The 13,424-nt window shown below is 37.6% G+C and carries 7 protein-coding genes and 1 pseudogene; all 8 read left to right on the plus strand.

The features are described 5' to 3' along the window. Positions 1–253 precede the first annotated feature (253 nt). Positions 254–385: pseudogene (locus tag BUB80_RS23445) on the plus strand (IS1595 family transposase); the annotation flags it as partial. 358 nt (positions 386–743) lie between these two features. After that, on the plus strand, positions 744–989 hold the full coding sequence (locus BUB80_RS20680) for a hypothetical protein (protein WP_073297243.1): 246 nt from the start codon (positions 744–746) through the stop codon (positions 987–989). A 262-nt stretch (positions 990–1,251) separates the two neighbouring features. After that, a complete protein-coding gene (locus tag BUB80_RS20685) occupies positions 1,252–1,689 on the plus strand; it encodes a hypothetical protein (protein WP_073297245.1) in 438 nt (145 codons plus the stop codon). A 393-nt stretch (positions 1,690–2,082) separates the two neighbouring features. Then, positions 2,083–3,618, plus strand: coding sequence for an IS1182 family transposase (locus BUB80_RS20690; RefSeq protein WP_073297248.1), 1,536 nt, complete (start codon positions 2,083–2,085; stop codon positions 3,616–3,618). 844 nt (positions 3,619–4,462) lie between these two features. Further along, positions 4,463–4,630, plus strand: a complete 168-nt coding sequence (locus BUB80_RS23880) for a hypothetical protein (protein WP_228433902.1) — start codon at positions 4,463–4,465, stop codon at positions 4,628–4,630. 116 nt (positions 4,631–4,746) lie between these two features. Further along, entirely contained in the window at positions 4,747–5,019 is a 273-nt protein-coding gene (locus tag BUB80_RS20700) for a hypothetical protein (RefSeq protein WP_073297250.1), read from the plus strand. A 412-nt stretch (positions 5,020–5,431) separates the two neighbouring features. Beyond that, positions 5,432–7,432 carry a conjugal transfer protein MobC gene (gene mobC, locus BUB80_RS20705; protein WP_073297253.1) on the plus strand — a complete coding sequence of 667 codons (2,001 nt, stop codon included), beginning with the start codon at positions 5,432–5,434 and terminating at the stop codon, positions 7,430–7,432. Between the two features lie 67 nt (positions 7,433–7,499). Continuing rightward, on the plus strand, positions 7,500–13,412 hold the full coding sequence (locus tag BUB80_RS20710; protein ID WP_073297256.1) for a gliding motility-associated C-terminal domain-containing protein: 5,913 nt from the start codon (positions 7,500–7,502) through the stop codon (positions 13,410–13,412). Positions 13,413–13,424 lie beyond the last annotated feature (12 nt).

Below are 13,424 nucleotides of genomic sequence, written 5' to 3' on the forward strand. Positions count from 1 at the left end.
GATTTCTAAATGAAATAATTTATTCTATACCTTCCTCTGCTTTTTATACGCAAATTTATTTCGTATTGTTTTACTCACATAAAATTGGTAACATTACATCAATATATCGTTATGTAATTTTAATTAATAATTATATAATTTCCATTTTTATATGAATTATTCATGTTAAAAACAAACTTTTATGTATATCCGTAATTTATCATAAAGCTTATTAGTGTTTTATTAATCAAATAGTTAAATCTTTTTTTTTCCGGGATATTACTCTGGAATTAAACGGAAATATCTTCAATTGTATCTAGATGAGTTCATTTTACATACTAATCGTGCATATTTTGACAATAAAATCTTCAATAGGCTAGTAATAGTATGCATTAGAGGGATATGAGTAAAAACGGACAATCATACAAACTTTTGTTAAAAAAAAAGAAATTAGGGAATATAGTCTGCAAACCTTTGTTTAAAGTCCTAAAAAAAATATTTAATCACTGAAGAAAATATTATTGAACAAAATTTAAACAAACTCTTAGTTTTTAGGAGAGGATTTACTATTTTCTTAAGAATGCTTTCTTATCATTTTCCTATGATTAGAAATGCTGTAAGATTTGTAATATTCTTAATTCTTTATAAGATTTATCATTATCATTTGTAAATAAATCACTTATATTAGAAATTTAATATAAACTTAATGTTTTAGGAATAATTTTTGATACTTTATTCTTACTAATCAAAAAATAACTAAAGTTATGGAAAACTCTAATCAAAAAGCAAAATTAGAATGGTCTAAGGATAATTTGAAGCAACATTGCAGAAATTTCTTGGAATCAATAAATGGTGACAATATTGAGGAGGTTTCGAATATGGAAAAAAATTGGTATAATATTGCAAAAACTGACTTTCAATTAAAAAAAGATTCCTATTTTAACAAAATATTAGAGTTAAATTCGATTTGGTTAGAAGTCACTAGTGCTAGTAATGATGAGGATGGATAGTTTACTTGATTAAATATTTTAGCAACAAAATATTTATTGAGATATTACCAAATAATAACTGGTCATACAACAATCATATTATCGCTAAGGTAATATGTGAACACAGCGGAGTCGAAATATTATTTTTTTTGAGCATTATTGTAATCCAGTAAAACCTCACCCTGAAAAACAATTACAAACTACCGACAAATACGCTTATAGACAGTCTTGTAGTGTCATACATTTTGATAAGTTCAGATTTGAAAAATTGAAAACATAAATTATGAAACAATTATTTCTTTGCTTAAGTATTCTTCTCCTTTTTACCCATTGTAAGAGAAATGAGGAACATCTAAAAATAGCAAGCTCAGATATAGAAATCATTCAAAAAATAAATACATTATACAGGACTTATGGTAAGTCTAGCACTGCCATTTATAATCAGTCAATTCCAAAATTTTTATTCTCCCATAAACTAGAAGAAACTTTTCAAGAAGTAATAGACGCCCCAAAAACAGATATTGAAAAAGTAAAAAAGAGCGATCACCCTACTGATAAACCTTTATTAATGGAAGGATCAGTTTTTACAAGTTTATACGAGGGGTATACGAGCTACACCCTAAAATCAATTGATGTAAAGGAAAGTACCCAACCTTTAGATGCTGTCGCTGATGTTACCATTGATTTTGAAAACTCACAGGTTTCTCCAAAAATTACTTAGACCGACGAAATATACCTCGTCAACCCTTATCACGCAGGATGGAGAATCAATAACATTGCATTTTCTGAGAAGCTAGCTGGAGAAAATGATTTAAAATCAAGTTTACAGAATTTTATCTCTGGTGCTAAACAATAAAATTAATGTACTTAAAAAACAAAAAGCCTGTATCATAAATCATGATTCAGGCTCTTTTCATTTTAAAGAATTTCTTTCTTTCTTTCTTTCTTTCTTTCTTTCTTTCTTTCTTTCTTTCTTTCTTTCTTTCTTTCTTTCTTTCTTTCTTTCTTTCTTTCTTTCTTTCTGATTTTAAAGAATTTAGGTCAATATTTTTCTATTTTTATTTTATTTAAACGACTGATTTTCATATATTTAAGTCGTAATTATTAGTAGAAAATGGCAGTAAGAAAACCTATTTTTCGGCCCTACCACCAGGACCAGCTGATGGCGCTCCCGCCCAATCTTGATGATCTTATACCTGCGGATCATACCGTAAGAGTCGTCAATGATGTGATCAATGCAATCAACGTTGAACCGCTTCTGAAAGCCTATCATGTACGGGGTGGCTCTAATTATCATCCGCTTCTGCTTTTAAAAGTATTGGTTTATGGATATGTGACCAATATTTATTCCAGCCGAAAATTGGCTGAAGCCTGCAGGGAGAGAGTTCCATTTATGTGGCTGAGTGCAATGAACAAGCCTGACCACAATACCATCAACCGTTTTCGTGGGGTACGTCTTAAACATACACTTCGGAGTGTGTTTGAAGAAGTTGTTAAACTTCTGGTCAAAGAAGATCTGTTGAGTATTGATCAGGTTTATACCGATGGAACCAAGATTGAAGCCAATGCCAACAAGTACACCTTTGTCTGGAAGAAATCAATCCAAACCAACAAGGAAAAGATGAAAAAGCAATTGGAGGAGATCTGGAATTACGCACAAAGTGTTGCAGCCGATGAGGATATGGCGCCTGAACCACCCACTGCGACCACTATCGATAAGGAGAGTATTAAGGCTACCGTCGAAAAGCTCAATAAAGTTCTGGCAGACAATGATCAGGTTGATAAAAAGGTAAAAGCGAAGCTCAGGTACATTAACCAAACCTTCCCCGTAAATATTGCTAAATATGAGCAGCAGGAGGTTATCCTTGGAGAAAGAAACAGCTACAGCAAAACCGATACTGATGCTACATTTATGAGAATGAAGGAGGATCATATGCTAAACGGGCAGCTTAAACCGGCATATAATATTCAGATATCGACTGCTAACCAGTTCATTGTAAATTACACCATCCACCCGAACCCCACAGATACGACCACTTTAAAAGCGCATTTGGAACAGTATGAAAGTAGCTTTGGCAAAGTGCCCCAAACTCTTACCGCAGATGCCGGATACGGATCAGAAGAGAACTATATGCTGCTTGAAGAAAAACAAATGGAAGCTTATGTGAAATACAATTTGTTTGACAAGGGACAAAATGATACATATAACAAAAAATACCCCTTTGCCGCCGATAAGTTGTTTTACAATGATCAGCTGGACGTTTATATCTGCCCGATGGGACAACAGATGCATTGTATAGGTGACACCACTAAAAAAACTACCACCGGATTCAAGCAGATATACAGAGCCTACCAGGCCAAAAACTGCAGTAACTGTCCTTTAAACGGCATTTGTCATAAATCAAAAACCAACCGCATCATTGAGGTAAATCTCAACCTGAAAAGGTTAAAACAAAAGGCTCATGAACTATTAAATACTGATGAAGGAATAAGACATCGGAAAAAGCGATGCTTCGATGTTGAACCGGTCTTCGCAAATATTAAACAGAACCACGGGTTCCGCCGCTTCATGCTCCGGGGTAAAGAAAAAGTGGAAATAGAATGGGGATTACTAGCTATCGCACAGAACTTAAGAAAAAAAGCGGCCTAAAAAGACTGTTTTGCTCCTCTTAATCAAAATAATCCCTGGAAAACACAAGACTCCAAAATGGAGGAGCTATAAAATACTGAACACAAATAAAAAGAGGTTGATCATTTTTTTATCAATGATACAACCTCTTTGTTTTTTAAATAAAGTTAAAAACCCTCTTCTTATTTTGGGAACTCTTCTCTCATCATTCGAGGTAATTCTATAAAAATATAAGAAGGGGAACAATAAATATAAAAAAAGTGATGTTGTTCAAGCAAATTTAATTATTATTCCTTATAAAGTGATTTTTATAATGTTAAATTAATAAAAAATATTAATTTTAATGAAAGTCTATAGTGTTTATGGATTTCGTATTAATAAACCTGTTTAAACTTATTCAATTAAAAAAGTTCCGAGAAAAAAGGAAATTAGTGTTGCAAAACAAAAACCTAAGAGTCTGGAACTCTAAAACAAAAACAAAATAGAAAAGTTGATAATACCTCACCTAAGTAAATGAAAAAGAGGCTTTTCCAGCAGATTAAATTTATTGAATGTTTTTCTATTGATCATCAAACGGTTAAAACAGGTTACCAATGGCGGGAATTAAGTTTGAAAGAATATTTTTTCAAAAAGTAAGTAAGCTGGCAAGTATCTCCTATTATTTCAATAAATGGAGTAAAGATGGTAGTTAAAAAAAGTTTGAATCCATATTCTTATCCAAATTAAAAGATTACTTGATATGTCTACTTTGGAAGAGATTTTAGTTCTTCTTCAGGAAAGCGCAATAAATCATAATGGATTATTTCTTAACGCTGATGCTGGCTTTGACAGTAAGAAGCGTTGAGATTTTTTAAAATAAAAGAAAATGACAACCAATATAAAGTCAAATCCCCGTAATGGCAATATGAAAACTGAGTATTATTTTGATGAAAAACTATATAAAAGAAGATTTAAAATAGAGAAGGCAAATGCCTTGTTAGATAGTTTCAAAGCATTATTGGTGAGATTTGAAACATTAAATATCACATGGTAAATCTACATTATTTAGCGTTCTCTATTTTCTTCCTTAGAAAAATAAAAGTTTAAACAGCCTTTTTATCAAGCCATGAAAAAAATGTTTATTTTGATATAGATTTGGTTTTTTTTACTTTGAAAAATCCTTTAAATGGAGAAGGCAGTAATTTCACCTATTTATCAGAAAAAACAATTAAAGAACTGCTCAGCCACGAGCATCCTTTAATACAATGGATTTGCCAACGGCTTCAAGGAATTACAATCGCAACAGAACCTGAACATACAGAAGGTTTACTGAAATCAAACAGGCTTTTAAATATAATCAACAATATCTGGTTTAAACCTTCACTTTTCACATCATTTCCGGGAGAGTGGGATAAAGAAACAAAGTGGAAGCATTTCAGATGATACCATTTTTCGGATATAAATTAATAGCATTTAAGCAATGATAAATCTAAATAAATTTAATTCGGTTGCTTCAAAAGCGGCCGAATTAAAAAAACAGCAGTTCGTTGCTACAAAGTACATAACCGGAATCACTCCAATAATCACCGTAAAATAGATCACGGGCATAGGCTGGATAGTCAAAGTATCTCTTTGCAAACTCGCTTAAAACTCATTGCCAGTTAAAATTATTATTTTTTTCATATTTCAATAATAAGTCCCTAAGCGTTAGGTATGATAAAGCACTATGAGGGCATTTTTTCAGCAGCTATTTCCAAAGCCATCGACCGCCATATAATGCCAACGAGTGCCAACTCACAATAATTTTTGAGCAGCCCCTCTACATTCCCCCTTCTAACATTTAAAATTTACAAAAATGCAGGGAGAAGACGATTTAAGAGGTATGGCAAAGATCATGGGGTTTATGCGCGCAGTGAGTATCCTTTTGGTACTCATACACCTTTATTGGTACTGTTACAGTTTTTTTCTGGAACGGGGCTGGACACTAGAAATTATTAATAAGATACTCGATAATTTTCAACGGACGGCAGGATTATTTTCTCATACCCTATTTACCAAGGTATTTGCTGTAGTTCTATTAGCACTAAGCTGTCTTGGAACCAAAGGCGTAAAGAATGAAAAGATAACATGGATTAAAATCAATATCGTACTGGCAATCGGCTTTGTATTATTCTTTCTCAACACCGCTTTACTCAAACTCCCCCCGATAGCCGGGGCCTTCTTTTATATACTGACCCTAAGTTTAGGATATATCGCCTTAATGATGGGTGGGCTATGGATGAGTCGCCTGCTCAAAAACAACTTAATGGATGATGTTTTCAATACCGAGAATGAAAGCTTCATGCAGGAAACCGAGCTCATGGAAAACGAGCATTCAATTAATCTTCCTACTAAATTCTACTATCATGGAAAATATCATAATGGCTGGATCAATATAGTCAACCCATATCGTGCTACGATAGTACTCGGAACCCCAGGCTCCGGAAAATCCTATGCCATCATCAATAACTATATCAAACAGCAGATTGAGAAGGGGTTTTCTATGTATATCTACGATTTTAAGTTCGACGATCTTTCAACCATCGCTTATAATCACCTGCTCAAGCATACCGATAAGTACGAGGTAAAACCAAAATTCTATGTCATCAATTTTGATAATCCCAGAAAAAGCCATCGTTGTAATCCCATCAATCCTGAGTTTATGACCGATATATCGGACGCTTACGAATCAGCATATACCATCATGCTGAACCTGAACCGTAGCTGGATCCAGAAGCAAGGGGATTTTTTCGTCGAGTCTCCAATTATCTTACTTGCTGCCATCATTTGGTTTCTAAAGATTTATGACAATGGAAAGTACTGCACCTTTCCCCATGCCATCGAACTTTTGAACAAAAAATACTCGGAGGTTTTTACCATTCTAACCACCTATCCGGATCTGGAAAATTACCTATCTCCGTTTATGGATGCCTGGCAGGGAGGTGCCCAGGATCAGCTCCAAGGCCAGATCGCTTCTGCAAAGATTCCTCTGTCAAGAATGATCTCCCCACAACTCTACTGGGTGATGACCGGAGATGATTTTTCACTCGATATCAATAACCCAAAAGAACCTAAGATTCTTTGTGTAGGAAACAATCCGGATCGCCAAAACATTTACTCAGCAGCACTCGGTTTATACAATTCCCGTATTGTAAAGCTCATCAATAAAAAGGGGCAACTAAAAAGTTCAGTAATCATCGATGAGCTTCCTACCATTTATTTCAGAGGACTCGATAATCTGATCGCTACGGCAAGAAGTAATAAGGTAGCGGTTTGTCTGGGGTTTCAGGACTATTCTCAATTAATACGTGATTATGGAGATAAAGAAGCTAAGGTAATCCAAAATACAGTGGGAAATATTTTCAGCGGACAGGTCGTTGGCGAAACTGCAAAGAGCCTTTCCGAGCGTTTTGGAAAAGTATTACAACAACGCCAAAGTCTGAGTATCAACAGAAATGATAAATCCACTTCAATTTCCACCCAATTAGACAGCCTTATTCCCGCTTCCAAAATATCCACTCTTACTCAGGGAGTTTTTGTTGGAGCCGTATCCGACAATTTCGAGGAACGTATTGATCAAAAAATATTTCATGCTGAAATCGTGGTAGACAATGAAAAGGTAGCTCAGGAAACCAAAGTCTATCAAAAGATTCCTCAGATCGCATCATTCGAAAACGAAAATGGTGAAGACAACATGAAGCAGGAAATTGAAGCCAACTACCGACAGATCAAAACTGACATCATCACCATTGTAACCGATGAGCTGGAAAGAATCAAGAATGATCCTGACCTCCAACATCTGGTGATGCCGGAATAAAAAGACTATAACTAACCCTCAAACAAATTCACATTTATTTTTTTCACCTCTATTAATTTTCAATCTTATGCTACTTCAATGGTACAACGACAAGCAATTATCAACGGCAGGTATTTCTATGAAAGTACCTGCTTTTATTTTCCTATTTCTGATGTTTTCCCTAACTGCCAAAGCATCTGGCCTATACTGGATCGGGGGATCCGGCAATTGGAGCGATATCAATCACTGGTCACTCTCCTCCGGAAATTCAGGAGGCCAGTTATCCCCAAGTATTCCTCAGGCACGAGATAACGTAATCTTCGACCATAATTCCGGTTTTACGGCAAATAGTAAAACAATCACTATTAATCAAGAATCCTCTTGCCTCAATTTTACCGTTACAGGAGCTCAGCAAGCTCCGGTGTTTGATGGTACTATACTTAATATCTATGGAAGCGCCGATTTTCAAACAGGTACCGTTCTTAATAATAGCATCTATTTCAGGTCCGGTGGGACCAGCACAATTGACTTTAATAAAGAAGTAAGTGGTTCTGTAGTGATATACTTTTTAGGCTCAGGTACCTATAAGATCAGTGGCATCCTTAACAGCACCGGAAAAATGTACTTTTTAAGCGGATCACTGGATTTCGGTTCCAGCAGGATCACTACTAGCTTTTTTGATGAAGCGGGTTGTTGCGGAGCTGTACCATCAGCTGCAGTAGAACCGCGCTCTTTAAACCTGGGTTCGTCCATTATTACTTTAACTGATCGAAATTCCCAATTAGGCGGATCCCCATCGTGGAATTATACAGGAACTACACTCATTGGAGGTACTTCGCTGATAAATATCTCCAAAGGTGCTGATGATGGATACGCTGTTTCTTTTAGAGGTAAGGATCGACATATATATAATAAGGTAAGCTTTACGAGCAAAGCAAATCCACTCGATCCATCCGCCTATGGTTGGTACCGGATAGCTGAAGGGAATTGCACCTTCAATACGCTCAGTTTTATGAGTTCCGGTTTTATAACCTCCAACTGTATCATAGATACCCTCAACCTGGCAAGGTCAAAGACCTATTATCTCGCTGGGAGCCAACAAATCAATGCTATTCATAATCCTACTTCATCCTGTGAGCCGCCATGGACTTTAAGCGGATATGGAGGTACCCCGACCACAATAAAAAGCGACAAGGGACTCAATCTACAAAATGTCAGGCTCAACAAGCTCAAAGCAACAGGTTCAGAGTTATTTTCTGTTAATAATGGAATTGATGGCGGTCAGAATTTAGGCTGGGTTTTTATCAGTACTCCTAAAAATTTATACTGGGTCGGTGGCGGAGGAAACTGGAATGACCCTTCCCATTGGAGTACCAATGCAGATGGAGCACCATCTGAAGGATGCCTCCCAACCCGTAGTGACAATGTATTTTTCAACCAATTTTCGGGAGAAATTTCTTCGGCAGATCCTATTATCATTAATTCTCCCGATGCCGAATGTAATTCTATTACCTGGAATGAAGTGCCGGGAAGTCCTGTCTTCGAAACCGCAACCCCAAGGGATATGCTCAGTATTTTCGGTTCCAGTACATGGCAAAAAGGAATGCAATACAAAATTGCCAATACCCATTATATGGGTACCAATACCGGAAATACCCTCACCTCAAATGGAGTACAAATTCTCGGAAATACGGAGTTCTTATCAAATGGAGAATGGATTTTACATGATGCTTTTTCAAGTCCTGAGAACGATATACTGTTTAGAAATGGACATTTGAACACCAATAACCAATCTTTGATCGTGAGAAATTTTGGCCCGATCAATTCCGGTTTGAGAGTCCGTACCCTAACATTGGGAAATTCAATCATCACCGTTAACGGCAATTGGTCTTATATCAGTTACGCCGGGTCATCCATCCAATTGAATGCCGCAACCAGCCAAATCAATCTCACGGCAAACGGAGCTAGTTTCCATTACGATTCCGGATTGGTTTATCATAATGTAAACTTCACTAATACAAATGGTGGAGCCCAATTATATTCAACATTACAGACTTCAACCACGCCATGTACATTTAATAGCGTAACCTTCACAGGAAATGCCCTAATTAATGTTGGAGGAGATCCAACTCCACTAACCATTGCTACCCTTAATTTAGGTTCCTCAAAGAAATACGTGCTGGGAACGAATATGGAAGTAAAGGTTACCAGCTTTAAGGTTAGTGGTACTCCTTGTTCGGGGCTTCTTGATATCAGTTCTTACCTGCCGGGAACCAAAGCCAGATTAAATCTCATAAATCCTACGACTATAACCGGTGCTAAAGTAACAGATATCAACGCTGTAGGATCAACATTAACCGTTACGGGCGGTATAGACGGTGGAAATAACCAAAATATACGCATTACGCCAGCCACCTCACGCAATTTTTACTGGATTGGAGGAAGCGGAAATTGGAGCGATCCCACGCACTGGACTCCCCACAAAGATGGTACGGCTGGCCCGATAAATCCCTGTCTGCCAAGTGCTATAGATGATGTTTTCTTTAACCGCTATTCCGGTACAGATTATACGGTTACGCTAGATATTCCCGCCAACTGTAATACGATGACCTGGGAAGAAGTGGCCGGGAATAAGCCTGTATTAAAAGGTCTTATAGCAAATCCACTTACTATTAATGGTTCGCTCATTTTACAGACTGGAATGAACTATGATGTCGAGCGCACCAATTTTGTAGGTAGCACTTCAAGGATTACCATCACCACTCACGGGGTAAAAATGGATTATTCTACAGAGAATATTTCAGGCAAAGGAGTATTCTTTAACAATACAAAAGGCTCGTGGCTGCTATTGGACACGTTTAACGTCAAGAATTTTGGAGTCACGAGTGGAACTTTTGATACGAATAATCAAAACATCAATGCTGAGAATTATTGTTCTGAGCCTGGCACGGAAGGAACGAACACCACTTTAATATTAGGCTCATCCATCATCAATATTGCAGGGTATTGGGAGGGTTCCGCAATTAAAACCCTGAATGAAGGAAAAAGCATAATTAATATGTTGGGCATCATGCCTCCTTCCAATTCCTCAGGTTCAGGCGTAAACAACAATGAATTTAAATCAAGACCCGGCCTCGTTTATCATGACTTAAATTTTCTAAATAGTGATTTGAAAGGCTCTATCATTGGATATGATGTCAACACAGGAAGTACTTTTAACAACGTAATTTTTTTCGGAGAATCAAGGATTAATGGTTCCAACCAATTTAATACCCTGACCCTCGGCAACGGTAAGAACAGCCATTTAATGCAGGGTTCCACACAAACGCTTATTCAGTTAATCAACAATTCTTCTTGTGGAATTTGGGATTTTGATAATAGTCAAGCTGCTTTGAAAGCCACCATTAAAAGCACTTCAAACATCTCCCTCAATAATGTAAAAATGAGCGGAATTTCTGTTGTCGGCGGAGCGAGTTATACCGCTTCAGGCATTAATATGGGAAATAATTCAGGATGGACCTTCTCATCGCCAACCGCTAAAAACCTGTATTGGATTGGTGGCAGCGGCAGCTGGGATGATCACAATCATTGGACATCGAATACTGACGGAACCCCATCAGGAGCGTGTGTTCCAACCCGTGATGATAACGTTTTCTTTAACCGGTACTCCGGTGAAAATCCTATAATCAATATTTCAGGAATTGCAGAATTTCATGATATGACCTGGAACAATGTAACGGGCAACCCTTTGATTGGAGGAACACTTCATTGTTATGGTTCAGTGACCCTCCAGTCTTCCCTTTCCCATAATGGTGGAATTCAGTTCTTATCCTCAGAAAAAGAAAATACCATTACAACGGGTGGGGCCATTGTTACCAATAACTTTGATGTTCAATTTTCAGGAAGCGGAAGGTACCTGTTCTTGGATGATTTCACCACCAATTCCAGAATTAACTTTGGCAGTGGAACACTCAATACCAATGGGAAAAATGTTAAAGCCTTATCTTTTAACGGAGAGAATCCTGTTTTTTTTGAAAGTAACAAACAGTATTTAATACTCGGTGCCTCAAAAATTCATTTGACCGGTGAAGGCTGGTCATATACCGGTTCCCACCTGGATGCAGGTACCAGCCATATTGAGTTAACAGGGGCTGCTAACAAGTTCAAAGGAAAAGACGGAGCGGTCTATCATTCTATCACCTTTGATGCCTATGACAACCCCAAAAACCAACTTTTTGGTTCTATCACTGTAGATCAGCTCATCTTTTCTTCGAAAAATTCTACGTATCAATTAGAGGCAGGCAAGACCATAACGGTCAATGACCGTTTGCAGATGGGTGGTACCAATTGTGCTACGGTTCAATTGCAATCTACCATCGCCGGTACCCAATCTGGCCTTTGCATAAAAGGAGGGAACACCACCTTTAATTTTATATCCATAAAAGATATTTATGCTTTCGGTCTTCCTATAAACATTCTGCCACAAGGTACCAATGGTGGTAACACCACCAATATCAATTTCCTTCCAAATCCGGGAACGGGGATCGGTGCTTTAGGTCCGGATATCAAAATTTGTGTCGGCAGTCTGCCGATTTTATTGGATGGCAGAGCTTTTATGCCCAATGACAATACAAGTATTCAGTGGACGAATCTTACCACGGGTGAAGTACTAGGTACGGAGATGAAACAAGCAATCACTCACGGTGGAACGTATCGTATCAAAGTAATCTATGATTTCAACTGCGAGGTAACAGATGATATCACCATTACCATAGATCCTGTAATTGATCTTGCTGCTAAAATTACAATCACCCAGCCCACCTGTACTGTTACCAGTGGGGCAATTAGCATCATGCCAACAGAAGGAATAAATTATAGTGTAGATGGAGGTGCTTTTTCTCCTAGTACTTATTACAAATTAGCAAGTGGTAACCATACGATCATCTCCAAAAATGCTGCGGGATGTCTCAGCGAGCCCCTTGCTGTTACGATCAATCCACAACCAATACCACCAACAGCAACTATTAGCTATGGTAATGGTGAATTTCAAGCGATAGGAAAGATTAATGTTGTCCAAACTGGTCAGGAAGGAGGAACTTATACTGCATTTCCTTTGGGGCTTGCTATGGATAAAACCACCGGAACCATTGATCTGGCAAGCAGCACGCCTGGTCAGACCTATGTCGTTACTTATAGTTTTTCTGGAGGAGGATGCACAGGTAATACAACGACTTCAATAAGAATAAACCTTTCACAGGCTGCTATTTCTTATTCTTTGCAGGATTATTGTGCCGTGGGCTTTGTGAAAATTCTACAACATGGCCCATCAGGTGGTTATTACACTTCGAGTCCACTAGGATTAAAAATCCATGAATCCACAGGCACCATTGATTTGTCCGAAAGTACCGCGGGCACCTATCTCGTAAACTATACATATAAGGATGGTTCGGTACAATCCATCGCAACTACAATGATTACCGTTAATGCATTGCCAAAAGTTACGATAACAAGTGAACTAGGAACTGAAATTCAAAAAGGACAAACCATCACCTTAACAGCATCAGGTGGAATGAGCTATGATTGGATCGGCCCCGATATTCAAAGCGGACACCATACTTCCACCATAAAAATCAGTCCAAAAGAGACCTCTATCTATACGGTCATCGTCACCAATACTCACGGGTGTAGTACTGCTATGGATTTGACTATTAAGGTTAAAAAAGTACAATCATTAATTCCGAACAACGTCATTACACCCAATGGGGATGGGAAAAATGACACCTGGATCATAAAAAACATTGAACAATACCCCAATAGTACAGTACGTATTTATGATCGTGCAGGGCGCTTACTGCTGAGTAAAATAGGCTACGCCAATGACTGGGATGGTAGTCTACACGGTAAGCTTCTGAGTGAAGATGCGTATATCTATGTCATAGAACCCGGCAATGGAATGGCCATAATACGAGGTACAGTTTCCATTATCAGAGACGGACAATAGCAGTCCACCATA

The sequence above is a fragment of the Chryseobacterium polytrichastri genome (assembly GCF_900142445.1).
In the GTDB taxonomy this organism is placed as follows: domain Bacteria; phylum Bacteroidota; class Bacteroidia; order Flavobacteriales; family Weeksellaceae; genus Chryseobacterium; species Chryseobacterium polytrichastri.

Excerpts from the sequence above, each read along its gene's own strand:
- BUB80_RS20680 (WP_073297243.1), top strand. The coding sequence starts at position 744 with ATGGAAAACTCTAATCAAAAAGCAAAATTAGAATGGTCTAAGGATAAT.
- BUB80_RS20685 (WP_073297245.1), top strand. The coding sequence starts at position 1,252 with ATGAAACAATTATTTCTTTGCTTAAGTATTCTTCTCCTTTTTACCCAT.
- BUB80_RS20690 (WP_073297248.1), top strand. The coding sequence starts at position 2,083 with ATGGCAGTAAGAAAACCTATTTTTCGGCCCTACCACCAGGACCAGCTG.
- BUB80_RS23880 (WP_228433902.1), top strand. The coding sequence starts at position 4,463 with ATGACAACCAATATAAAGTCAAATCCCCGTAATGGCAATATGAAAACT.
- mobC (WP_073297253.1), top strand. The coding sequence starts at position 5,432 with ATGCAGGGAGAAGACGATTTAAGAGGTATGGCAAAGATCATGGGGTTT.
- BUB80_RS20710 (WP_073297256.1), top strand. The coding sequence starts at position 7,500 with ATGCTACTTCAATGGTACAACGACAAGCAATTATCAACGGCAGGTATT.